Origin of the sequence: Brevibacterium luteolum (genome assembly GCF_013004595.1) — a bacterium.
Lineage (GTDB): Bacteria > Actinomycetota > Actinomycetes > Actinomycetales > Brevibacteriaceae > Brevibacterium > Brevibacterium luteolum.
In genome coordinates this window covers 1-24,067 of the sequence record NZ_JABEMC010000005.1, presented here as the reverse complement: position 1 = coordinate 24,067, position 24,067 = coordinate 1, and the positions used below count along the sequence as shown (strand labels likewise).

Here is a 24,067-nt window from a genome sequence, read left to right as displayed (position 1 = left end):
CTTCCGGTGAATTGACGGTAAACTGAACGGTCAGACCGATCTGGACAGCCGCGATCAGCTTGGAGGGAATGTGCTCAGTCCTGTCCGGCCGCAGCGGCCGACGCTCGAAGAGCTGCGCGCTATCGCGCAGCCTCCAGAGGTGCGTGCCCGGAAGAACGCCGAGCACTGGACCGCACAGCTGTACCTGCGCCACTTCTCGATCTATACGACGGTGTTGCTCGTCCGCACCCCGATCACCGCCAACGGCGTCACCGGACTCATGATCCTCTCCGGCTGGCTAATCGCAGCCTCGCTGCTGATTCCGGGGCTGCTCGGCCCGCTGCTGGCACTGTTCTTCTCGCAGCTGCAGATGTACCTGGACTGCTGCGATGGTGAGGTCGCACGCTGGCGCGGCACGATGGGGGCCACGGGCGTCTTTCTCGACAAAGTCGGCCATTACACCACCGAAGGACTCGTTGCGATCGCCCTGGGCGCCCGTGCCGTCGGTGAGTTCTCCAACCTGCACGACGACCCGGCGGGCTCATACCCGTACCTGCTGGCCGGAGCGATCCTCGGGTTCCTTGTGATTCTCAACAAGGCTCTTAACGACATGGTGCATGTCGCCCGCGCCTTCAACGGCCTCGGCAAGCTGCCGGACACCGCTCAGGCCACCGCCATTCCCTCAGGTCTGCTCGCCACCCTCAAACTGGTCGCCCGCTTCGTTCCCTTTCACCGCCTGTACCACTCAGTCGAGATGTCGATCCTGGCCGTCATCGCCGCGATCGTCACCCTCGTCGCCTCAACCAGTGCCGGACCAGAGCTCATTGGAGAGCGCTGGCTCATCACCCTCCTAGTGCCGCTGTGTGCGCTGTCGGTGGTCGGGCACTTCCTGGCGATCATGGCCTCAAGGAGATTGTCGGCATGACACACGAACACATCCATACGCACAAGGACGCCACTCGGCCGATCCCGACGGGGGCCTTCGACACCCCGCAGCTCGGGTCCCTGCGTGACAGCTCGCGGGAGCGCCGCAAACTCGAACGTGCGGTGCGCGCCCGCCACGGCCACCTGCCCGGCACCTCGGCTGCGGAGGAGAAAGCTGCTGCGAAGAAGTCGCGTCTGTACTCCTTCGGTGTCGTCGTGCTTACACAGGGTAAGAGGATGGATGACCTGCGCCGCGGCATTGATTCGCTGCTCGCTCAGCGCGGCGTGGATCTCGACATCATTTGCGTGGGCAACGGCTGGGAGCCATCTGGCCTGCCGGCGCAGGTCAAGACGCAGGCGCTTCCGAACAACATCGGCATTCCGGCCGGACGCAACGAGGGCGTGCCGCATGTCGAGGGGGAGTTCCTCTTCTTCCTCGATGATGATGCCTGGCTGCCTGACGACACGACCCTCATGCGCATGGCGCAGCTCATGCGCACCAAGCCCAGCATCGGTCTCATCCAACCGCGCGTCGAGGACCCCTCCGGCACACCGGCACCCAAACGCTGGATTCCGCGCCTGAAGAAGGGCAGCGCTGAGCAGTCCTCGAACGTCTTCTCCGTGTGGGAGGGGGCGGTGTGCCTGCAGCGCAAGGCCTTCGACGCTTGTGGCGGCTGGCCAGCGCCGTTCTGGTACGCCCATGAGGGCATCGAACTGGCCTGGCGGATCTGGGATGCTGGCTACCAGGTCTGGTACATGGGCGATGTCTCGGTCGCCCACCCAGTGATCGATCAGCGGCGGCACGAAGAGTACTTCTACATGAACGCCCGCAACCGCGTGTGGCTGGCCAGACGCAACTTGCCCCTGCCGTTCAGCCTCGCCTACGTGGCGTCCTGGACGCTCATGCAGACCACGCGCTGGGCAACCAAACCCGAGCAGCTGCGACCCTGGTTCAGCGGCTGGATCGATGGTTGGCGCGATGACCCCTGGGGTCCTGAAGAAGATCACGAAAAGCTCTCCACTCGCGGGCTGCTGCGGATGGCCCGCTACGGCCGACCGCCAGTAGTGTAGAGCTGATGGTTCACTTGGGCAAGGGTGTGAGGCCCGCGGCTCGTGCGGCTCAGCACTCACCAGAACCGCTCTCGTGTGGAGAAACACCTGAATCGGAAAGGGTGGAAATGACCGAGCTAAGGCTCTCCCTCATCATCCCCGTCTACAACTCGATGCCATACCTCACAGAGCTTCTCGATTCTGTGTTCTCACAGACGATGCCGGCCGCAGAGTTCGAAGTCATTGCCGTTGACGACGGCTCAACGGACGGTAGCGGTGACGAACTCGACCGCTTTGCCGCCACCCACAGCAACCTGCACGTCATCCATCAGGAGAACTGGGGGTGGCCAGGCCAGCCGCGCAACCGGGCTCTGAATGCGGCTCGCGGCCGCTATGTTTTCTTCGCGGACTCCGATGACAAGTTCGACCCCAGTGCGTTCACCGTGATGTGTGACTTTGCTGATGCGCACGCCTCCGATATCGTGCTGCCGCAGATGGGGTCGATTAACGGCCGCTGGGTGCAACCCAAGCTCTATGCCCGTACGCGCATCGATGCGGACCTTTCGAGCGTGCTGAAGACATTGGGCCCGATGAAGCTCTTCCGTCGAACGTTCCTCGACAAGCACGGACTGCGATTCCCCGAGGAGAAAGTCAGGCTCGAAGACGGCATCATGCTCTCGCGGGCCTATTTCCTAGCGCAGCGGGTGTCGGTGGTCACCGGCGCAGACTACTATCAGATCCGGTCCCGCGACGACGGGCAGAACATCAGCTCTCGCTACCTCGATCCCGATGAGTACACCTGGGCGATCGCTCAGGTGAGCCGGAACATTCGCGATTACGATCCGGATCCTAAGCGAGCCGACCGGATCATCCTCGATTTGTACCGTCGCAAATGTTTGAAGTTCTACGCACCGGATCGGTTCGTCAGGCTTAAGCAGGAGCGCGCAAAGCGATTCATCGAGGTGCATCAGCAGTTCCAGCGGGAGTTCATTCCCGTCGAACTGGAAGCCGCCCTTGAGGAGCCATTCCGCAGTCGCAGCGAATGGGTGAGAGCCGGCGACATCGAGGCGATTCGCGTTGGTTCACAGATCGCAGCTGTTGAGCTTGCCCCCACGCTTGTGCGGTGGCAACTCACCTCCCGCGGTGCCGAGCTGCAGATCCGTTCCCGGGTCTTCTCTGGCGGCGCTGTGGACGAGTCGCATGTCCTGCAAGTCTCAAAGCGCGGCTCGAACTGGAGCTACATGCTTCCGGCGGTACGGCTGACCCGAGGCGCTGATAAAAAGAGCAACACCATCACGGCAGAGTTCCGGTTGGGCTGGCGGAGACTCCTGGTTCCGAGTGAACGCGTCGTCGATCTTCACCTCATCCGCCGAGTGGGTTATGACGACGACCCGCGCAAGGATTTGGTGCAGCGGGCCCGCGTCGCTTCGGCGCCTGAAGTCGAGGCTTCGCTGGTGGCGCGCGGGAACGTGCATCCGTACTGTACAGCACAGGGCAATATCAGCATCAAGCTGACTACCGGTCGGCTTGGTGAAATCCTGGCCTGGGCACGGAAGATCAAGAACGCAGTGAGGCGCTGATCGGATTCAGAGCCGTGCCGGCTCGATAGCAAGGCTGAGGTTGCCTTGGTCCGTTTTGTAGAATCGTCCAACCTGCGAATTGGTTGAGGAGGGGGGGATGATCTCAGCGCCTGTCGCAACGGAAACTCGTCGGTGTTGCTGGGCGCCAGCTACGGTGAGCCAGAAATCGTATACTTCTGGGCTTTGAGCAGCAAAATGAGTCAAGGGTATAGAGACATCGAAAGTTTCGTCATCATGCAAGCGTACTGGTACTTCAAAGCCATATAGTCCGCTACGTGTCCGAGCCCTCAGATACGTGTCCGCACCGGCTGAAGCCCAGCCACCAGCAGTCCTACCGCAAAGTATCACTGCGGAAAATGAATCTTGAGAACTCAGTCGAATCAACGATACTTCGGCAAATCGCCCGGCTACAAGTGGACGGACAGGACGTTTGATTAACCGGTGGCAGAGTTCAGCCCACATTTGTGTCACGGTGACATCCCCAAACCTCCGAGCATTCGCTCTTGCTGCATTCCTCATCTTGAGACGGTCCTTCTCGCTCATTTCGAGAAACTCGGCTATCGTTGCGGCAAGCGCACTGGAGTCTCCATCGGGCACAAGGAACCCATCGACACCGTGAGTGATGATGTCGCTTGGCCCGTATCGGATGTCAAAAGCGATTGGAACGCACCCCGCAGCCATTGCTTCGACGAGTACGAGGCCGAACCCTTCGCTTTTGCTACTGAGTACGAGGAAAGATGCTTGGTTCAAAAGATTCGAAGTCTCGTGACTGTAGCCCCGAAATTTTACGTCGTTGCTGAGGTTCAGGTTGGATACTAAATTTTGTAGTAGTGACAAATCTGGCCCGGTGCCGAAGATGTCTAGTGTCGGTGTTGTCGTCTTTCGGTCTTCTTTTAATATTCGCAGAGAATCTATTGCGATGTCGATTCGTTTTACGCTTGACAATCTTGCTAAGATAATACCCGACCCGGGGTTTCGGTGACGCATATCTTGAGTGCCGGATTTGGCCACGCGTCGCGAATTTGGAATTACAACAGTATTATTTGCAGCCGGAAATGCTTTACGGAGTTCACTGCACTGACGCTCAGTGAGCAGTGTCAAGGCGTCGAACTGAGCATGATCAGTAATGATCTCCTTCTTCGCCGCAAATACGGGGCCATAGAGCGACGGAGCATCTGGCTCGAGGTGTGCGCTGTGAATCGCTTGAATTTTTCGAACGTGGGGGCGCTGGTAATGTCCAAGAAAAGATCCAATAAAAGCCGAGTCGTTGATCAAGAATGTTTCTTCGTCACCGATGGCCGCGTCCATCCACGCAAAGTACAGGTCGCGAATTCGGTCCCACCTGCAAAGGGGTTTTCCAGAAGTATTATATAGAATAACGCCGTGCCCGTTAGGATCCTTACGTTCGTCCCGCACGACGACAGTATTGTCCGCACGCAGGTGGTCGATTCGCAGGGTAGCGCCAGTTGAGTCGAAAGACGTCCGCCGGCATTTATCGTCAGAATCTTCAATGTGCGACGGACTAGGATGGGTTCTCTGAGGTACCGGTAAGCCTGAAATGGCTAGTCGATCGAGCTGACGATCATTCATCGCTGCGATTTCAACCCACACGTTGCGCAGGTGGACACGTTTCCCGATCATTCCAATCTCTCGAAGTTCTCGCTCTTTGGCCTTCACATCTGGCTGAGGGCCAAGTGTCAAGATTGGCACATCGAAACCACCAAGTTGGGCAATTAGGGACGTGCGCCGTAGCAGAACGTTTGTGAGTCCACCGAAATTTTCAGGGATATTCCAAGTGAGGCTTACGATTTGTATGCGGGGGAATTTGACGCGAGCTTGTTGAATGTGTCTGCGAAGCGGCGCGAAGGCTGTAGAGTTTGAAATCAACATGGTTGAGCAGTCCAGTCTCAAATCGTTTCGAAGTGAATCGAGCAGTCAAATTCTGCCGCAATATATCAGTCGGCAGCTTCCATGTTGCTACCCTCGACGTCGTAGTTGCGCAGTTGGTGGCGGCGGTCGCTGACGAGCTGGTCGATCGCTGACAGGAACGCCTGCGACGATGACCCCGGCTCACCGTCGCCGAAGTAGAACGTGCGCATTTCCGCACGCGCTGAAGCGAACTTGTCATGCTCGATCGCCTCCTGGAGCAGCAGCACCGTTTGCCCGATCGTCGATTCATCGATGACTGGCGCTGCCTGAGAGACCGGAGACTCGGCATTGAGCGTCGCACGATCCGTGCGGCGATCGGTCAGTACGATCGGCACCTCGGGGTGCAGGTATAGGAAGTCGAGGCCGACGCTGGAGATATCGGTGATGAGCAGTGACACGGCATCGAACATGCCCAGGATGTCGCCCTGCATTTCGACGAGATGTTCACCGCCAGCGGCGTTTGAATCGGCTATGAGCGCACGGATCTGCGCATCGGCTTCAGCCATCGTCGAGTTCTGCGTTTCCTGCACACGCGGATGGGGCTTGTAGACGAGGCGCACATTCGGCAGCGCTAGCACCGCCTCCACGATCTGCGGGCCGTAGACATCGATCGAGGTGTAGTTGTTCGAGTCGTTCTCACCTTCCCACGTCGGCGCGTACAGCACGGTGCGCTTGGAGGTCGGCGGCAGACTGGAGGTGCGCGGAATGTCGAGCTGCGGGCGACCGACGCGAACGAGGTTCGCTTCGTTGAAGTCAATCAGCGCCCGCCGGTGGCGTTCGACAGCAGCTTGGCCGGCGACGAACACCTTGTCATAGGCCTTCGCCTGATTGGACACCATGCTGATCTTGTCAGACTCTCCGTGATTGACATGAACGTGCACCATCGGTGGGTAGCTCAGCGACTGGAAGTTCGTCACACCGTTGTTCACGTACAGACCAAGAGCGTACGCGTTTTCGTAGTACAGGGTGATGAGATCGTCGAAACGGCGGATGAAAACCTTCTGCAGCTTTGTCCTGCCCTTAAGAGCCCGAAGCGCATTGAGCTTCCGGAATACGAGGACAACGCGGTGGGTCTTGTCGAGTTCTTCGAGTACTGGCAGCCACTGCTCCAGCTGGTAGATCTTTTCGGCGTGGTCACCGAAATACGCGACGACCTCGGCGGGGACGAGGATGTCGTCGATCTCGTGGCCGGCCGCGGGGGCCCGGTAACCGCGGATCCATGTGCGGGTGCGTTGCCAGGCTCGCGATTTCAGGACTCCCGCTGCCTGTTGCCTGAGCCAATCCTTCATACTGCAGAACCCTTTCATGAGCTGAGTGAGCGCACCCGCTCAAACAAGCTGCTAGACGGTCGCAGGGGCAGGTGGAACGTCGAAACGCTCACAGAATCATAGCAAGGCTGGCGTCCGCTTCTTAGAAGGCCGCGCGCCACCGTACGTGACCCACGCCCCGGGGCTCCGCCTTGAACCCGGTTGCAGGCCGGGTGGGAACCCGGCTGTGCTCCCGTAGGGTTGAATCGATAGACGGTTGGAGATGAACGATGGAGAGAGCTGGAGCATGCACACTGACAGGCAGCGGACTCAGGAACGCGGCACAAGCGCGGCAGGCCGGAATTGAAGCCGGCTGTGATCTGGCGCCATCTGCAGTCGCATTTCGACTACGCCCGATTCGTCTACGCGCAGGAGACGCGTCTGCTGTGGGCCCTCTTCATGTTCACTGCCGGTATCGTCGCGCTGGCGGAGGCGTGGGTCTGACCGGTCTTCATCGCCGGGGCGGTCGCTGGTGCGCTCGCGCTGATCTTCGACGCCGGCCGGATCTGGTCGAAATGGCATGCCACGCGCTTCCGACCGCGCACTCGTCCCTACCGGCACCGCGATCATCATGCGCAGCCGGAACAAGCGGTGCAGTGGAAGGCTGCCGAGCCCAGGCTCGCCGAATCCTCCAATCAGCCAGGCCCGGTGCCTGTCGAGTTCTGGTGGGATGAAGCTGTCGACCGTCTGCTGCAGCGTCAGTCGCCATATCACGCGAACGCGGCCGAACCTGTACAGCACAGAATGCTCGCCCGTCTGATGTCCCGTGATTTCGAAATGCCGGCCACTCTGGAAAAGCACGCAGGTGCGGCCCTGCGCTTCGACCGCAACACCTCGCGCCGGGTGCGGCTGCCTGTGCGCTTCAACGGTCGCCTGCTGCGGCTGTCAACCGAACCGACGGTGGCGCAACTGGAATCCGGCAACGTCGACGTCACCCCGGTGACGTACTTCGACGGCGAGGCTTCGAACGAGGTCTGGGGTCTGGTCAACGACAGCGACCTGACCCCACCGGCTCACGCGGACTCCGATGCCGCGGAGGTCTCGCCGGTGCAGGAATACGTGCTCGACAGTTCTTTCAACATCCGCGCACTGGAGAACGCCGGTGCTGCGAACATCGTCGGCATCTCGATCATGGCCGTCACCGCTGATGACCATTTCATCTTCGTCCAGCAGACCGCCGGCAACTCCGTCGCCCCCAGTGCGCTCGCTGCATCCGGTTCAGGCTCGCTGGAACACATTGACGCTGATCCTGATTTCCGGCCCTGGCAGCTGCTGGTACCCTCGCTGCTGCGCAGAGGCGCACGCGCACGAAAGCTGCGGATCCCCCTGACCGAACTGCTGCTGAGCGGAATGCTGCGCGAGATGCGCGAAGAATCGCTCGTCGAAGAAAGCGAGATCATCGACGCCTCGGCGGTGGTGACCGGCTACTTCCGCTGGATCGACCGCGCCGCCAAACCGGAATTCGCCGGGCTCGTGCGGCTCAGCTGCACCGCTGCTGAGCTGCAGGCCCGTCGCCACACCGGCGGAGAGCGCGCCTTCACTGCTGGCACCGTTTCCGTTCCTGTTCACGACATCGTCGACAGCCTCGCGCTGGAGCTCCGCGCTACAGGACAGCCGCCCACCCATGCGCAGGTGATGGATGCCGCGAACCAGGCGCTGCTCGGCAAGCGGCGAATTCACAATCTCAAGCTCGGTCCCGGTCATGCCGGGTCGCCGGGGCAGCCGCGGGTGCTGTGCTCACCAAGCACGGAGCAGACGCTGTTCGCCGCAGTCCGGTTTCTGCTCAGCGAACCGCAGTGGATGCAGCCTCAGCCAGCAGTCGCAGACGGCGATCAGGACTGCTGAAGAAGAACGCACGAAACCAGTTCTGTCAGCGGGTCATCGTGACATACTGAACCCATGTCCACCGACCTCGAAATCGCCTCCCAAGCACAGCTCAAGCCGATCGGAGACATCGCAGCCTCTGTCGGACTAAGTGCAGCCGACATCATCCCCTTCGGTCACGACAAGGCCAAGATCCCCCTGTCCGTGCTGGACAGAGAAGATGCCGAGCCCGGCCGCCTCATCCTCGTCACCGCCATGAGCCCGACCCCTGCCGGTGAAGGCAAGACCACGACGAGCATCGGCCTGGCCGATGCGATCAACGAAGTCGCCCGACTCGAATCCTGGCCCGAGGTGCCGGGTAAGCACCCGGCCGTTCTCGCCCTGCGTGAGCCCAGCCTCGGCCCTGTGTTCGGCATGAAGGGCGGCGCTGCCGGCGGCGGACACGCGCAAGTGCTGCCGATGGAAGACATCAACCTCCACTTCACCGGCGACTTCGCAGCCATCGCCCTGGCCAACAATCTCGCTGCCGCGATGCTCGACAACCACATGCATCACGGCAACGAACTCGACATCGACCCGCGCCGGATCACCATCCGCCGCGTCGTCGACCTCAACGACCGGGCCCTGCGTGCCGCAGCCATCGGGCTCGGCGGCTACAACGGCGGCGTCCCGCGCGAAGACGCCTTCGACATCGTCGTCGCCAGCGAGGTGATGGCCGTGTTCTGCCTGGCGACCAGTCTTGAGGACCTCAAGGAGCGCCTTGGACGCATCGTGCTCGCCCGCACCCGCAACAAGGAACCAGTGACCGTCGCCGATGTGGGAGCGGCCGGTGCGATGACCGCGCTGCTGCGCAATGCGCTGGCCCCGAACCTCGTCCAGAGCATCGAACACACCCCGGCATTCGTCCACGGTGGCCCGTTCGCCAACATCGCCCACGGCTGCAACTCAGTGCTCGCCACCGATGCCGCGCTGACTTTCGGCCAGTGGGCGGTGACAGAAGCCGGCTTCGGCGCTGACTTGGGAGCTGAGAAGTTCCTCGACATCAAGGCCCGCGCAGCCGGAATCTGGCCCTCGGCCACAGTCGTCGTGGCGACCGTCCGGGCGCTGAAATACCACGGCGGTGTCGACAAGACCGCTCTCGAAGACGAGAACATCGAGGCGATGCGCGCCGGACTGCCGAATCTGCGCCGCCACCTGGAGAACCTGCGCAGCGTCTTCGGTATTCCCGCAGTTGTGAGCATCAACCGGTTCCCATCTGATACCGACGCAGAGATCTCCGCGCTCATCGACGACCTCGCCGCCGAAGGCGTCACCGCAGTCGAAGCCCGGCACTGGGCCGAGGGCGGGGCCGGCGCGGTGGAGCTGGCGCGTGCGGTGATGGCAGCTGCTCAGCACCCCGAGGAGGCCGCCCCGCAGTACGCATACGAGCCCGACGCCAGCCTGGCGGAGAAGATCGAGACCGTCGCCACTCGGATCTACCGGGCCGGCGAGGTGCGGTTCCCACCGGCGGTCAAGCGCAAGCTCGATCAGTTCGCTGCGGAAGGCTACGCACAGCTTCCCGTGTGCATTGCCAAGACGCAGTACTCCTTCAGCACTGACGCAGCCCTGCGCGGCGCACCGGAGGGCCACGTCCTCGAAGTCCGTGACGTGCGATTGTCCGCCGGTGCCGGTTTCGTCGTCGCAGTCTGCGGAGACATCATGACGATGCCCGGCCTGCCGAAGAAGCCGGCGGCACTGACCATCGACGTCGATGATGACGGCCGCATCACCGGGTTGTTCTGACCTGCCCTCAATGCTGAAGCAGGGCCGTGGGATGAACTCCCACAGCCCTGCCTGTGCTCCAGCATTGCGCTGGGTTACTCAGCTGGAATGACCTCACCTTCGGGCCAGGTGTCCTCGATGAAGTCCTTGACCTCCTGCGACTGCGAGAGTTCGTGGAGCTTCTGGATCGCCGGATCATCCTGCGTGCCCTCACGCACGACGAGGATGTTCGCATACGGATTGTCTGCCGGGCTCTCGACGAGAATGCCGTCCTTCTTCGATGACAGACCGGCGCCCAGGGCGTTGTTGCCGTTGATGACCGAGGCGTCGGTGTCGTCGAGGGTGCGGGCCAGTGACGCTGCTTCTGCTTCGATGAACTGCAGATTCTTCGGATTCTCAGCGACGTCGTGGATGGTGGCGGTGATCGGGTCGGCGTCGCCGAGGCTGATGAGGTCATTGTCGGCCAGCAGCTTGAGCGCCCGGCCCTGGTTGGCTGGGTCGTTGTTGATGCCGATCTTTGCGCCGTCGGGCAGGTCGGCGATGTCGTCGATCTTCTTCGAGTACAGTGCGAACGGCTCGACGTGCACACCCGGGGTGAAGTGGTGCAGTTCGTAGCCCTGCCCCTCGATCTCCGACTCCAGGTACGGAAGGTGCTGGAAGTAGTTGGCATCGAGTTCGCCGTCGCTCAGCGCCCGGTTGGGCAGCGAGTAGTCAGTGAACTCCTTGACCTCGATGTCCAGCCCGGCGTCGGCTGCGAGGTTCTCGTCGATGAACCGCCAGATATCACCGTGCGGGGTCACCGAGGTGCCGATCGTCAGCGTGGTGACCTCGCCGTTCTTCTCGCCGACGTCGGTCTCGCTCTTGGACAGACCGCAGCCAGTGAGGGTGAGGGCGAGTGCGGTTGAGGCCGCGAGAGCGAGGGTGGGCAGATGTTTCATGGTTCTCCTTCAGAAGGGCTGCACGCGAATGCGGACAGCGGAATGGGATGTTTCAGCGGTGATCGACAAGCCGGGCGAGGCGGTCACCAGTGAACTGGATGAGGCCGACGACGAGGACGAGCAGGACGATGCAGGCGATCATGACGTCGCCCTGGTAGCGGTTGTAGCCGTAGGCGATCGCAAGGTCTCCGAGTCCGCCGCCGCCGACAGCGCCGGCCATCGCGGTGTAGTTCACCAACGCGACGGCGGTGACCGTGGCTGCACCGATGAGCCCGGGAAGCGCTTCGCGCACAAGAACCTGACCGATGATCTGCCGGCGGCTGGCGCCCATCATCTGCGCGGCCTCGATCTTGCCGGCCGAGACCTCGTGGAGGGCGTTTTCGACCAGCCGGGCATAGAACGGGATCGCGCTGAGCGTGAGCGCAACGACCGCGGCCTTCCAGCCGAGCGCGGTGCCGACGAGCAGCCGGGTGAACGGGATGATTGCGACGATGAGCACAATGAATGGAATCGACCGGCCGATGTCGACGATCGTCGACACGACCTGGTGCACCGTCCGGTTCGGTGCCAGAGAGTGCGGCGTGGTGACGAACAGCCAGATGCCCAGCGGCAGACCGAGTGCCACGGAGATGACCGTCGCCCACGCCGTCATGGCCAGGGTCTCACCGAGAGCCGGCAGCAGCTCACTGGTGATGGCGGGGTTGTTGAACCAGGTGGCATCATTCATGCTGCGACCTCCGCGTGGATGTCATGCGCGGCCAGCGCACTGATGAGGGTGTCGGCAGCGGCCTGCCCGCCGACGGTGAACTGCAGCCGTCCGACGAGCGTGCCGGCGATCGTCTCGACGGTTCCTGCATCGAGGTGCGCCTCCGTTCCGGAGGTGCGCACCGCCTCGAGCGCGGCATCGAGGCTGATGCCGGTGGTGAGGGCTTCGACGACAGTGCCGTGCGTTCTGCCGCTGGACGGCAGCGGCAGGAGTGCGCGGCTGAGCGGGGAGTCGGCCTGGCCGATGACGTCGATGATCGAACCGGTGTGCTCGATTTGTCCGTCGGCGAGCAGAGTCACCGAATCGCAGACCTCCCGGACGACCGACATCTCGTGGGTGATGATGAGCACCGTGATCCCGAGCCTGTCACGCAGGGAGCGGATGAGTGCCAGGATCTGGCGGGTGGTGTGCGAGTCAAGAGCTGAGGTCGGCTCATCGCACAGCAGGATCTGCGGTTCGGCGGCGAGCGCTCGTGCGATGCCGACGCGCTGCTGCTGCCCGCCGGAGAGCTGCGCAGGATGGTTGTCCAACCGATCGCCCAAGCCCACGAGCTCCAGCAGCTCAGCAGCGCGGCGGCGGCGCTCAGTCCGGCCGACGCCGGCGATCTCCAGGGGATGTTCGACATTCCGCAGCGCGGTGCGCGAATCGAGCAGGTTCGCGTGCTGGAACACCATTCCGATCGTGCGACGGGCGGTGCGCAGTGCAGCTCCGCGGGCGCTGGTGATGTCGACGTCACCGATGCGCACCGTGCCCGAGGTGGGGCGTTCGAGCCCGGTCAGGCAGCGGATGAGCGTCGACTTGCCGGCTCCGGAGCGGCCGACGATGCCGTGGATCTGGCCAGCCGGCACTGACAGGCTGATGCCGTCGAGTGCCGTGACACCGGCGAACTCCTTTCGCAGGTCACGCAGTTCGATCACAGGGGTTCCTTCGATTGCAGGGATTCGGCTACGTCAGGCTAGCCCCACTGGTTCCCTTCATCTGTGCTGCAGCGTCATCTGCTGACATAACGTGAAGCTCGTCACGCAGTGCCTGGGCATCGTTCACCTACATGTCACTTCAACGGCGGCTGTGCGGGCGACAGGCGGATATTCGGGCCGTATGATGGTGCGCATGCCGCTCCCCGCCACCTCTGTGCCCGTCTCTCGCTGGCGGACGCTTGCTGTCGAGGTGTTGCGGTTCCTGTCGGTCGGCGGATTCGCCTACGTCGTCGACGTCGGTGTCTCGAATCTGCTCGTCTACGGCTTCTTGGGTGTGCCTGCGCTCATGCCCGGCAGCCCGCTCAAGGCCAAGATCATCTCGACGGTGCTCTCCGTCATCGTCGCGTGGCTGGGCAACAAGCTCTGGACCTACGGTGACCGCGATTCGGGCTCGAATGTGCGCGGCTTCATCATGTTCGCCGTTGTCAATGCCATCGGCATGGTCATCGCGGTCATCCCGCTGGGGTTCACGTGGTACATCCTGGGGCTGCGAGACCCCATCAGCTACAACCTCTCGACCAATGTCATCGGTATCGCGCTGGCGATGATCTTCCGCTTCTACGCCTACCGCACGTGGGTGTTTAGGGACATCACAGAAGCCGAAGTCGTCGTTTCGCTGGCCGAGGACGAGCTCCCGTCCTCCCGCCGTTGAGCGAAGTTCAGCGCAGCCGACGGCTGAGCCTTCTGACCTGCTTCACAGCGAAGCGGTAGCCGTCGACGACCGGCTGCGGCGCTGCAGTGCGCAGTTCGGCGCGCACGGCTCGCCAGCTGTTGATGTGCTTGATCCACGGCTGAGACCGCAGCTGATACTGCTGAGACCGTGCGGCAAGGATCCGAAACGCCCGGTTGACCTCCGCCGAGGGAGGGTGGAAGTAGTTCTCCTGCAGCCACGTCGCGTTGGGAAAGCCGATGCGTCCGGCAGACAGGTCCTGCAGCGAGCCGAGAATCCCGGAACCGTCGAAGACTGCATTGAGGAGATCTTCCGAAACCCCGAAATCGGAGATGATGAGCGTCTGCAGGCCGCGGTCGATCGATTCGAGCGCGGCCGTCGACGACACCGTCACAAGAGCCGAGCCAGCGGTGAGGAACTCATCCATGGGCCCGACTGCGATCGACAGCTCTCCAGCTGCGAGCTCCCCTGAGGCAGTGAGTTCCTGAATGAGCGAGAGGTAGCTGTGCTCTTCATGATGGGTCTCCTGCTCACCGGGCAGCGACCGGACCTTGACGATCGCCTCGGAATCAGGGTGCCGGCGGGCGAAGGCGGCAAGCGCCTGTAGGATCGCGATCCGCTCCTGACGCTCAGTGGGCACTTTGGCCTGGGGGGCGAAGACGATCCGGGTGGGCACCGGGGCAGTGCCGTCAGCCTGCATCTCGAAGGCCGGTTCGGGCACATCGGTGCTGGTCAGCAACGGCAGCCGGGCGACGGTGATCTCCAGTGCCACTCCGGCGCGGGTGGCTGCAGCGCGGTATGCCTCACGTTCGTGGTGGGAGTGGGCGAGAAACAGATCGCAGTCGCGGCGGTACCGCACGCCCTTCTGCCGGGCCGGCAAGCCGATGCCCGGCAGTCCGGTAGCCAGGCCGGGCCGCCGCGGCAGACGGTGAGCGGTGGCCGCGATCTGCTGGACGACCGGGCCAGTCGCCGCGGCGAGCACCACATCGGTTCCGGCGGCGGCGAGCCGGTCGTGCAGCTCAGCGCGCTCGACGACCGGCACCTGGGTGCCTGCCCATGAGGAGCCGGCGAGAGCGTGGGAGATCTGGCCGGCGGTCGGACGGATCGGAGTGTCGATGACCCACAGCTGCGCGTCGATGTCCGGGCCGAGGGAATCGAGCACCCGGGCGGCCCACTTGAGGTAGGACTCACTGTCGGCGATCGCCACGATCCGGTACTCACTGCCGTCGGTGTCCGGTGCTGCGGCGGCCGCATTCAGCTGCTGGCGCAGCCGGTCAGGTGCTGTGCCGGTCCACCAGGACGGCGGGATCGCGGTGACGGCGATGTTCGGTTCCTGCATCGTGGCCGGCAGATTGGCCACCGCCGAGGTGGGCAGGCTGCGGACCTGTGCGCCGGCCGGGGCCGTAGTCAGGCGGATCTCGACCGGCAGGTGGGCATGCCGGACGGTGACGTGCGGCAGCTGGGCGACTCGGGCGAGCAGCTCCGGGGTCTCCCGGCGGTGCGCGAAGTAGGCCACTGGGGCCTCGGCGCTGGGCTGCAGGCTCTCGACGGTCGCCGCCAGCCAGTCGAAGTAGGCTTCGGCGGTGATGAGGTCATCGGCGGCCAACGCCGAACCGATGATGATGCGTTCGGGTACGCGGCTGCCGGCATCCGGCAGGCTGCGGACGTACTCGAAGGTGTGCCGGCGCACGGTTCCGCCGGCTGCGGTGAAGGAGATGATGAGCTCGTCGGGTACCTGCAGGGCAGTGGTCCACGACAGCCGACGCTCGTGCATCACTGCCCGCAGCAGCATAGCCACGGCGTAGGCGGCTGCCCGGCGGGAGCGGCTTGTCTTCTGACGCGGGCGCACAAGCGGTCGGGACCGGCGGCTGACGAGTTCGCGCACCGCATGCAGGGTGGCGAAGCCGTCATCAATGACCACCACCGGCCGACGCAGCTGCAGTCCTGAGGCAAGCATGGCCCGCTGCAGGCGCCCGGAGCACAGGTCACCGATGAGCAGCCGGCCGCTGCGGGTGGTGAAGATCTGCGGATCGATCTCGGCCATCGCGACGATCGTAACGCCGGCAGGCAGCCACTCGCTGCGGAAGCGCTGCAGAAAGCTGTCCATGCCCTCTGCATCGATGCGCGCATGGATCTCCAGCTGTTCTTCCGGCAGTCGTGCCTCGACCGCCGAGACGAGCTGCAACGGCGATTCCACCCAGGCGTGCGAGATGTTCGCAGAGCTTCTTCTGACTGGCGAGCTGCTGGCTGCCGGGTTGGGGTCGGCCGATGTCACTTCCGTTCGCCTGCCCGCTGCCGGATGCGCTTGGCCTGACTGCTGAGCAGATCAGCGGTCCTCTGGGCGAGCTGACCGCTGTTGCGCAGCGCTTCGAGTCCGCTGCGAGCCGTTCGGCGTCCGAGGCTGCGCACCTGCTGGGCGCGGTTGGGAGGCGGCAAGCTGCCAGGCAGTCGCAGCTTCGTCAGCCGGCGGCGCTTGAAGCAGTGCCGGTACTGCGGCAGGCTGCGGTGCAAAAAGTCAGCCGTCGAACCGCGCAGGTGCGGCAGGATCTGTGCTCGCATGCAGTAGCTGACCGCGTTGACGACCTCCTGCAGGGGCTCCTTGTCCGATGTCCCGTCGGTGAAGAGGTAGTCGCAGATGGTGACCGGGATGCGGTTGGAGTTCTCAAACGGGCGGAACTCCTCCATGGCGTCCCGGGTGCCGAAGGCACGCGCCGGTATGCCGAACAACCGCCAGGCCGTCACCATCCCGGTGGAGAAGCAGCTGTAGATCGAGTTGGGTGTGAGCACGAGGGCCGCGAGCTCGACGGGAAGGTATGCCGGTACGACATCGAAGGACACACCGCGGAGGCGAGCGCGATGCTGCAGCGCGCTCTGGATCGACTGTGAGGCCGAAGGGTGCGGTTTGAGGTAGATGTGGCGGTGGCCGGAGGAGATCGCCTGGTCGATCATCTGCATGTACAGCTCGGTCTCCTGTTCCAGGGTGAAGAGGGAGACATCGGCTAGGTACTGGCCGACGATCATGCAGGCGTCCTGGTGAACGCGCAGTTCGGAGGTGTCCACAGCAGCGGCGACGCGTTCGACCTCAGTGCGCAGCTCGGCCGGCTCGAGAGCGATTCGGTCGAGGCCGGCGAATTCTGAGAGAAGCAGCGGGTCGACGCCGGGTACGAGGTCCATGTAGATCAGACCGCTCAGGCGCTGCCATAGCTGTGGCGGCAGGTTGCTGCGGGTGGGGCCGTAGGTCATGAGGCCATCGGAGTGGACGAAGATCTCGGCGTCGGTGAAGATGCAGCTGAGGGCCTGAGCCGGGTTGCCCTGCACGGACTCAATGAAGAGCTGCACATGGCAGTCGGCCAGGTCCCATGCACGTAAGAGGGCCTTCGACCACATCGGCTGCTCATTGACCAGCGGCGACCACTGGGACGGGTGCTGCGGCCAGATCCAGGAATTGTAGTCGATGACGCGGTCGAAGACGTCGAGCAGGGGAGCGGAAATCGGCTGTTCGGCGAACGATGCGCCGACTTCGTTGACAGCGCGGGTGTCACTGACGATGAGCACGCGCTCCTCAGCCGAGGCGATGCGCTCATTGCGGATGGTCGTGCTGATGCTCAGCAGCTGCAGCCACGAGGAGACGACGAAGACCTGTTTCATGCTTCTCCCTTCGCTTCCATCCGGCGCATGATCGGGCGCAGCCGGCGCACGCGCTCAGGCCGGAAGGAGAGGATCACCTCGTCGAGTTCATCAGCAGTGGCAGTCGCTGACGCCTCAGCCACGCCGTCGACGAGCCGGCGATACAGATTGCGGGGCATCTCAGCGCGTCGCTGGAGGTGGATGTCGGCCAATGCGAACAGGTTGTGCAGAGCCTTGAGGGTGAAGGCCGGATTGTCATAGCGGCGGGTCTGGGCGATCGTCTTCGCACAGCTGGGGATGAAATGCAGCTGCGTTTCGTTGTAGACCGCGGTCAGAGAGTCGCTGACACCGCGACGGTAGTATGCACCGGGCGCATCGATGACGGCGAAGGAATCGGCTTCGAGCATGAGCCGCCAGTTCCATTCGCGATCCTCGGCGCTGTAAAGCGACTCATCGAAGAACAGGGTGCCGTTGTCGGCGAGACGGCGTGCGTAGACGCCGGTGTTCGTGTTGGGAAAGTCGACCATCGTCTGCGTCCAGCCGTGGACGATGTAGTCGTGGGTGCGCAGGGCCTCATTGCGGCGGAAGACCGGGGCACGGCGCAGCTGGCGGGTCTTATCGATCGCCTGGATCTGGTCGCAGCGTACGAAGTCGACCCCGAGACGGATGATCGCGTCGAGCAGAACCCGCAGGTGCCGGTTGGCGAACCAGTCGTCAGCATCGAGGAAGGTGACGTAGTCGCCGGCGGCGGCGCGCAGGCCGGTGTTCCGGGCTGCTGAGACACCGCTGGGCTGCTCATTGGTGATGAGCTGGAAGTGCTTGACGCTGCGACAGGCGTCGCTCGCGATCTCGGCAGTCGCGTCGGCCGAGCCGTCGTTGACGACGACGATCTCCAATTCCTCGTGGCTCAGGTCTTGGCAGCGCAGCGACAGGAGAGTCTCGGCGATGAACGGCTCAGCATTGTGAGCTGGGATGATGACGCTCAGGGTGGGATCGGGCATGCTCTGCTTTCAGGTGGCGGACGGAGGACGCGCGCAGATGCCGCGGCCGGGGCAGCCTCGTGTGAGGCTGCCCCGACCGCAGTCTGACATCACTTGCGCAGCGAGGAGATCTTCGTCTCTTCGCCGGGCATGATCCGCTTGACGCCGTCGCCCATGGCCTCTTCCAGGATGCGGATGTCGCGCACGAGGGTGGTGAAGCCGTGAGGTTCGAGCGAGGCGGCCTGGTCCGAACCCCACATCGCGCGGTCCATGGTGATGTGGCGCTCGACGGTCACCGCACCGAGAGCCACAGCCGCCAGCGAGATCTGCAGGCCGGTCTCATGACCGGAGTAGCCGACCGGCACGCCGTAGCGCTCAGCCATCGCCGGGATCGCCAGCAGGTTGGTCTCCTCCGGCGGCAGCGGGTAGGTCGAAGTCGAGTGCATGAGGACGAGTTTGTCGCGGTCGAAGCACTCAACGGCCTCATCGAGGATCTTCCAGTCGGACATGCCCGAGGAGCACAGCACCGGCTTGCCGGTGGCTGCGATCGCCTTGAGCAGTTCGAAGTCGGTCAGCGAGGCCGAGGCGACCTTGTAGGTCACCGAGTCGAACTCGTTCTCCAGGAAATCGACCGAATCGGTGTCCCACGGCGAGGCGAACCACTGCAGGCCCTTCTCCTTGGCGTAGCGGTCGATCTCGGTGTACTCGTCCTTCTCGAACTCGACCTTGTACTTGTAGTCGATGTAGGTCATCGTGCCCCACGGAGTCTCACGCATCTTCGACTTCTGTGCCTCCGGCACGGCGACATCGGGGTTGCGCTTCTGGAACTTCACCGCCTGGGCGCCTGCCTCGGCTGCGACATCCATGAGCTGCTTGGCGATCTCGACATCGCCGTTGTGGTTGATGCCGATCTCCCCGATGACGTACACCGGCTGGCCGGGGCCGACGAGGTGCTCGCCGATCGCCACCGGCGCGGCGGTCTGGCGGAAGGGGCAGGGCTGTGCTGCGTTATCAGCGTTCTGAGTCATGCTGGGAACTCCAATCGTTTCGGTGCGAGGTGTTGCACGGGGTGGCGTGAGTGGATGTCACGCAGCTGATCTGGTCTTTTCGGGATCGATGAGGTCGCAGACCTCGCGCACGGCGCCCTGCCCGCCGCGGCGGGTGAGGATCGAGCGCGCGGCGGCGAGCACCTGCGGGTGGGCGTCGGCGACGGCGATCGGCCAGCCGACGACGCTGAAGGCCTCAATGTCGTTGATGTCGTTGCCGACATAGGCGACGCGGGCCGGGTCGAGGCCGTTGTCGGTGATCCATTCGCTTAAGACCTCGGCCTTGTTGTCGATGCCCTGGGCGATGTCGACGCGCAGCTTCTCGGCCCGGCGCGAGACAACGGGGTTCTGCTCCTTCGACAGGATGAGGAAGGGGAAGCCAGCCTTGACGAGCCGGCTGATGCCGAGGCCGTCGCCGCGGTGGACGCGGACGGTCTCCTCGCCGTTCTCATCGACGTAGCAGGCGTCGTCGGTGTGCACACCGTCGAAGTCGGTGACAAGGGCGTCGACGTCGAGGACGTTGATCGCCTCGTGCTGGGAGGCCACAGCGCGGGCCAGCGACAGATCGGACATCGAGTCGATCTCGCGGGCGTGTTCGGCGGGCACCTCTTCGATCTCGATGCGGCCGAAGAAGCGGTGCTTGTACTTCTGAAGCCCCGAGGTGCGCATGATGTAGAAGGCGCCGGTCTCGTTGTAGTGCGCTGCGCGATCCTGGCGGCGCGGGCGGAAGGCCGCATCGTGGCCGACAGCTACGGCATTGTCCTTCTCATCGAGCGTCCACAGGAAGCTGAAGTCCTCGACGGCGGAGAAGACGACATCAGCCTGATCGCGAGCCACGCGCTCCACAGCGTGGTCGAGGTTCTCCGGGTGGATGAACGGCGAGGTGCACTGGATGAAGGCGGTGATGTCGTAGCTGTCCGCCAGCTGCTCAAGCGTGTAGAGCAGGGCCGACTCACTGGTCGCCTGGTCACCGGAGATGTCAGCAGGACGGTGGACCACCTCGGCGCCGGCTCGCCGAGCCTCCTCGGCGATGCCGTCATGGTCGGTGGAGACGATGACGGTGTCGATACGGCTGGCGGCCCTGGCGCTCTCAACCGCACGGGCGAGCAGGGTCTTGCCGGCAACCTTCTGCAGGTTCTTCAGCGGAATGCCCTTCGACCCGCCGCGAGCGGGAATGATGGCGACAGTGCGCTTGGTCTGGTTGTTCATGGTCACAGGCAACCACCATGACCATCGCGGATGACTGAGAGGCGACCCATGTGTGACGCGGAGGTGAACGAGGCATCAACTTAAGGGAAGTACGCTCCGGGTGGGCCGGGTGTGCCAGCCGATTCAGGCCGCGCCGATCAGATCCAGCTGGGGTTCCACATCCGCAGGCGCCACGAGTCGTAGGGGATGACCTCACCGGTGTACACCGGCCAGAAGAACGCGAAGACGAGGATCGCCGCCGCCCCGAACGCGGCGACAGCCAGCCGGCGTGCGAGCAGAGACTGGCCGCGCTCAGCGGCGTCCGTGGCGTCGCCCCAGAGCAGGCCGAGGCAGTAGGCGATCGCCAGGCACACAAACGGGACCATGACGATGGTGTAGAAGGTGAAGATCGTGCGGTCCTGGTAGCGGAACCACGGCAGCCAGGTGGCGGCGAAGCCGGCGAGGATGAAGCCGGCACGGGAGTCGCGGCGGACGATCCAGGCGAGGATGAGGACGATGAGCGCCACCGGCGCCGCCCCCCAGATGACCGGGTTGCCGACCGAGGTGATCGCAGACGAGCACTTCTCGACCATGCACCCGTGCTCACCGGCGGCGTAGGACTCGTAGTAGAACGACGTCGGCCGCCACTGCACGATCCAGCCCCATGGGTTGGACATATAGGTGTGCTCGCTGGAGAGCCCGACATGGAACTTGTAGGCAGACGCGTGGTAGTGCGCGAGCCCGGGGATCCAGTCGGGCAGGAAGTCCCACCAGCCGGGGTTCTCCGCTGCCCACTGCCGGTCCCAGCCGCCGGAGGTGAAGATCCAGCCCGACCAGGTCACGACATAGGTGACGAAGGCGACCGGAACCATGAGCAGGAACGCCGGCACCGAATCGCGGATGAGCATCCCGGTGACCGGGCGGCGCACACCGGCGCGGTAGCGGGAGGTGATGTCCCAGGCGACGACGGCGATGCCGAAGACGGCCAGGGCGTACAGGCCCGACCACTTGACACCCATCGCACAGCCGAGCGCGACGCCGGCGGCCAGCCGCCAGCCGCGGAAGCCCAGCGCCGGGCCGTAGGTCCACGGGTCGGCTGCCGGGGCCGCTGCGCGTTTGCCATGCGGCGTGAGGGCGAGGCGGTCGCGCAGCCGGCGGTTGGTCTGCTCCCGGTCGAGGACGAGGAAGCCGAAGGCCAGCAGCACGAAGAACATGAGGAACAGGTCGAGCAGGCCGGTGCGCGAATGCACGAAGTGCTCACCGTCGACGGTCATGAGCAGCCCGGCCAGCCCGCCGATCCACACCGAGCGGAAGAGGCGGATGGCGAAGTAGGTGAGCACGGCGACCGAGAGCGCGCCGACAAGCGCGGCGGAGAAGCGCCAGCCGAAGGAGGAGTCCGCCCCGAACATGTCGATGCCGAGACTGAGGATCCACTTGCCCAAGGGCGGATGGACGACATAGGACGGTTCGTCGAGCATGATGCTCGTATTGCCGGCCTCGAACTCAGGGTTCGGCTCATCGGGCCAGGCCTTTTCGTAGCCGGCCTGGCTGAGCGTATAGGCGTCCTTGACGTAGTAGGTCTCATCGAAGATCAGCCGGCCAGGGAAACCCAGGCGGTAGAAGCGCATGAGCGCTGCGATGACGCCGAGCAGCAGCGGCACACCCCACGTCCAGACACGCGGGTCGAGGCCGGCCAGCCGGTCGCGCAGCCGCGCGGCAGCGCCGGGCTGCTTAGCGGCAGGCTCAGACGCGGTGCTGCCGGGGGCAGCCGCGGAGGTGGTCGTCGGGTGGCTCACAGCGCCCAGTGTAGGCGAGTCAGCCCGGCGGGCTCGTGTGGCAGGCCGACCTGTGCCCAGGCGGGCACCACATGTGCCCAGCCGGTGACATGGAAAGGGGAGCACCGCCTCGGGTGCGGTCTACTGTGGAGGCAGACGGCAGGGCACCCGGCCATGCCAGAGACGGGAAGGGAACCCCGATGATCTTCGACATCCTCGACATCTTCGACGACCTCCCGGCCTTCGGCAGCTCAGCGCGGTACCGCGGCGAGCCGCGCAACCTCATGGCCAAGTGGACCCTGGGGCTGGCGCTCGCCGGGATCGTCACGCTCGGGCTGACGTCGTTCATCGCGCTCATCACCGGGATCATCGCCTTCATCCAGATCGCGGCGACCGGTCAGCGCGGCCTCGGGACGGCGATCACCGGATTCGTCCTCGGGCTCATCATCACCGGTGGGTGGGCCGCCTTCATCATCGCCGTCATCCTCAGCGCACTCGGCTCATAAGCGGCGTGCGCCGATGCGGTGACAGCGGCCGATCCCGGCTGTCACCGCGGCAGACCGCGAGGCAGTGCTACGCTGAGATCAGGCGCACGGACTCCGCGCCGGCCAGCCGCACCCCGCTCCCAGCGGCAGAAGGAGGCGAGACCGCGATGCCGCACCCGTACCAGCCCCGCAGTTCCGACGGCAGCCCAGGTCACAGCGCACCGCAGTCTTACGCCTACCCCTATGCCGAGGTCCCGCAGCAGAACAACCTGGCGCTGCTCTCGCTTATCCTGTCGATCGTCGGCCTGGCCACTGGCGGTCTGACCGCGATCGGCGGGATCATCCTCGGCCACATGGCCAAGAAACAGATCAAGCGCTCCGGTGAGACCGGCGTCCACCTGGCCACCTGGGGTCTGGTCGTCGGCTACGTCATCGTCGGCTTGATTGTTCTTAACTTCGTGTTCTGGTTTCTCGTCCTCTTCGTCCTCTTCGGCGGCCTCGCGCTGGGCTACTGACCGTCTGGGCTGCTGACCGTCTGGCCTGCTGACCGTCCGGCCTGCTGACCGCGGCTCATGCACCTGCCGGCCGGCGCGCAGGGCATCCAGACCGAGCGCATCAGAGGAGGGAATCGTGACAGGTGTGTGCCGATTCGGTGACAACTGCCGATCTGCGTTGTCGGCCCATCAGCACGCGGGGTACCGTGGCTGGTACAGGCAGTCGCACGCACCCGGTGCACCGGCTGGCTGGCACCACCCACCCCCGATGACAGAAGGCCAGGCGAGAGCGCGATGTCGCATCAGTACCAGCCCAACAGCTCCGGCAGCAGCGATCCCTACGGCTACGGATCCCCAGAAGCCGGCGGCTACAGCGGCGCCCCCACCCCGTACAGCAGCCCGGCTGCCGGCGACCCCTACGCCCACCAGCCGGCAGGCGCCGGCTACGGCAGCGACACCTACGCAGGCACCGGCTACGGCAGCGACACCTACGGAAGCTCCGGCTACGGCACGCCGCAGTCATACGGCCAGCCCGGCTACGTGCAGACCCCGCCGCAGAACACCCTGGCGCTGCTCTCGCTCATCATGTCGCTCGTCGGCCTGGCCACCAGCGGCCTGACCGCCATCGTCGGCATCATCCTGGATCGCCCCGGGTCTGGTGGAGGGTTTGATCTAACCGAGAGGATAGGAACATGCCCGCACCGAGTAAGTACCCTGCAGAAGTCCGTGACCGTGCTGTGCGTATGGTCAACGAGAAGCTGGCCTGC

The 24,067-nt window shown here is 64.1% G+C and carries 20 protein-coding genes and 1 pseudogene; 10 read left to right on the top strand and 11 right to left on the bottom strand.

What is annotated here, in order from left to right; genetic code table 11:
* Window positions 1–70 precede the first annotated feature (70 nt).
* The 3 genes from HLA91_RS08815 (at window position 71) to HLA91_RS08805 (ending at window position 3,533) form a co-directional block, all read left to right on the top strand.
* On the top strand, window positions 71–904 hold the full coding sequence (locus HLA91_RS08815; RefSeq protein WP_170274377.1) for a CDP-alcohol phosphatidyltransferase family protein: 834 nt from the start codon (window positions 71–73) through the stop codon (window positions 902–904).
* A gap of 236 nt (window positions 905–1,140) precedes the next feature.
* Window positions 1,141–1,974 carry a glycosyltransferase family 2 protein gene (locus HLA91_RS08810; protein WP_170274531.1) on the top strand — a complete coding sequence of 278 codons (834 nt, stop codon included), beginning with the start codon at window positions 1,141–1,143 and terminating at the stop codon, window positions 1,972–1,974.
* Window positions 1,975–2,081: 107 nt separating this feature from the next.
* A complete protein-coding gene (locus HLA91_RS08805) occupies window positions 2,082–3,533 on the top strand; it encodes a glycosyltransferase family 2 protein (protein ID WP_170274376.1) in 1,452 nt (483 codons plus the stop codon).
* Between the two features lie 6 nt (window positions 3,534–3,539).
* Here HLA91_RS08805 and HLA91_RS08800 read toward each other — a convergent pair whose 3' ends face one another.
* Complete coding sequence (locus HLA91_RS08800) at window positions 3,540–4,841, bottom strand: glycosyltransferase (protein WP_170274375.1); 1,302 nt, start codon at window positions 4,839–4,841, stop codon at window positions 3,540–3,542.
* Window positions 4,842–5,488: 647 nt separating this feature from the next.
* Window positions 5,489–6,751: a CDP-glycerol glycerophosphotransferase family protein gene (locus HLA91_RS08795; protein WP_170274374.1), complete on the bottom strand. Its 1,263-nt coding sequence runs from the start codon at window positions 6,749–6,751 to the stop codon at window positions 5,489–5,491.
* Between the two features lie 333 nt (window positions 6,752–7,084).
* Here HLA91_RS08795 and HLA91_RS14060 point away from each other — a divergent pair, with 333 nt between their 5' ends.
* From HLA91_RS14060 to HLA91_RS08785, 3 genes are all read left to right on the top strand, one after another.
* The gene (locus HLA91_RS14060) at window positions 7,085–7,213 is read left to right on the top strand and encodes a hypothetical protein (protein ID WP_259834508.1); all 129 of its coding nucleotides are present in this window, start codon (window positions 7,085–7,087) and stop codon (window positions 7,211–7,213) included.
* A 315-nt stretch (window positions 7,214–7,528) separates the two neighbouring features.
* Window positions 7,529–8,614: a hypothetical protein gene (locus tag HLA91_RS08790; protein WP_170274373.1), complete on the top strand. Its 1,086-nt coding sequence runs from the start codon at window positions 7,529–7,531 to the stop codon at window positions 8,612–8,614.
* Window positions 8,615–8,668: 54 nt separating this feature from the next.
* Entirely contained in the window at window positions 8,669–10,375 is a 1,707-nt protein-coding gene (locus tag HLA91_RS08785) for a formate--tetrahydrofolate ligase (protein ID WP_170274372.1), read from the top strand.
* Window positions 10,376–10,449: 74 nt separating this feature from the next.
* Here HLA91_RS08785 and HLA91_RS08780 read toward each other — a convergent pair whose 3' ends face one another.
* Genes HLA91_RS08780 through HLA91_RS08770 form a run of 3 tightly spaced genes read right to left on the bottom strand, consistent with a single transcriptional unit; the run spans window position 10,450 to window position 12,975 of the window.
* The gene (locus HLA91_RS08780) at window positions 10,450–11,292 is read right to left on the bottom strand and encodes a MetQ/NlpA family ABC transporter substrate-binding protein (protein ID WP_170274371.1); all 843 of its coding nucleotides are present in this window, start codon (window positions 11,290–11,292) and stop codon (window positions 10,450–10,452) included.
* Between the two features lie 52 nt (window positions 11,293–11,344).
* Complete coding sequence (locus HLA91_RS08775) at window positions 11,345–12,019, bottom strand: methionine ABC transporter permease (RefSeq protein WP_170274370.1); 675 nt, start codon at window positions 12,017–12,019, stop codon at window positions 11,345–11,347.
* Window positions 12,016–12,975 carry an ATP-binding cassette domain-containing protein gene (locus HLA91_RS08770; RefSeq protein WP_170274369.1) on the bottom strand — a complete coding sequence of 320 codons (960 nt, stop codon included), beginning with the start codon at window positions 12,973–12,975 and terminating at the stop codon, window positions 12,016–12,018. Before HLA91_RS08770 ends, HLA91_RS08775 begins: the two co-directional genes overlap by 4 nt.
* 193 nt (window positions 12,976–13,168) lie before the next feature.
* Here HLA91_RS08770 and HLA91_RS08765 point away from each other — a divergent pair, with 193 nt between their 5' ends.
* Window positions 13,169–13,687: a GtrA family protein gene (locus tag HLA91_RS08765; protein WP_170274368.1), complete on the top strand. Its 519-nt coding sequence runs from the start codon at window positions 13,169–13,171 to the stop codon at window positions 13,685–13,687.
* 7 nt (window positions 13,688–13,694) lie between these two features.
* Here HLA91_RS08765 and HLA91_RS13860 read toward each other — a convergent pair whose 3' ends face one another.
* The 6 genes from HLA91_RS13860 to HLA91_RS08735 all read right to left on the bottom strand — a co-directional run bounded on the left by HLA91_RS13860 (window position 13,695) and on the right by HLA91_RS08735 (window position 22,342).
* Window positions 13,695–15,902, bottom strand: coding sequence for a DUF6716 putative glycosyltransferase (locus HLA91_RS13860; RefSeq protein ID WP_239557079.1), 2,208 nt, complete (start codon window positions 15,900–15,902; stop codon window positions 13,695–13,697).
* 74 nt (window positions 15,903–15,976) lie between these two features.
* On the bottom strand, window positions 15,977–17,353 hold the full coding sequence (locus tag HLA91_RS08755) for a polysialyltransferase family glycosyltransferase (protein WP_170274367.1): 1,377 nt from the start codon (window positions 17,351–17,353) through the stop codon (window positions 15,977–15,979).
* On the bottom strand, window positions 17,350–18,333 hold the full coding sequence (locus tag HLA91_RS08750; RefSeq protein ID WP_170274366.1) for a glycosyltransferase family 2 protein: 984 nt from the start codon (window positions 18,331–18,333) through the stop codon (window positions 17,350–17,352). The genes HLA91_RS08755 and HLA91_RS08750 overlap by 4 nt, the downstream gene beginning before the upstream one ends.
* A gap of 89 nt (window positions 18,334–18,422) precedes the next feature.
* Window positions 18,423–19,340, bottom strand: coding sequence for an N-acetylneuraminate synthase family protein (locus HLA91_RS08745; protein WP_170274365.1), 918 nt, complete (start codon window positions 19,338–19,340; stop codon window positions 18,423–18,425).
* A gap of 57 nt (window positions 19,341–19,397) precedes the next feature.
* The gene (locus HLA91_RS08740; RefSeq protein WP_170274364.1) at window positions 19,398–20,567 is read right to left on the bottom strand and encodes an acylneuraminate cytidylyltransferase; all 1,170 of its coding nucleotides are present in this window, start codon (window positions 20,565–20,567) and stop codon (window positions 19,398–19,400) included.
* Between the two features lie 137 nt (window positions 20,568–20,704).
* The gene (locus tag HLA91_RS08735; protein WP_338076758.1) at window positions 20,705–22,342 is read right to left on the bottom strand and encodes a dolichyl-phosphate-mannose--protein mannosyltransferase; all 1,638 of its coding nucleotides are present in this window, start codon (window positions 22,340–22,342) and stop codon (window positions 20,705–20,707) included.
* 179 nt (window positions 22,343–22,521) lie between these two features.
* Here HLA91_RS08735 and HLA91_RS08730 point away from each other — a divergent pair, with 179 nt between their 5' ends.
* From HLA91_RS08730 to HLA91_RS08720, 3 genes and pseudogenes are all read left to right on the top strand, one after another.
* On the top strand, window positions 22,522–22,827 hold the full coding sequence (locus tag HLA91_RS08730; RefSeq protein ID WP_170274362.1) for a DUF4190 domain-containing protein: 306 nt from the start codon (window positions 22,522–22,524) through the stop codon (window positions 22,825–22,827).
* A 146-nt stretch (window positions 22,828–22,973) separates the two neighbouring features.
* Complete coding sequence (locus tag HLA91_RS08725) at window positions 22,974–23,321, top strand: DUF4190 domain-containing protein (protein WP_170274361.1); 348 nt, start codon at window positions 22,974–22,976, stop codon at window positions 23,319–23,321.
* Window positions 23,322–23,594: 273 nt separating this feature from the next.
* Window positions 23,595–24,067: pseudogene (locus HLA91_RS08720) on the top strand (hypothetical protein); the annotation flags it as partial.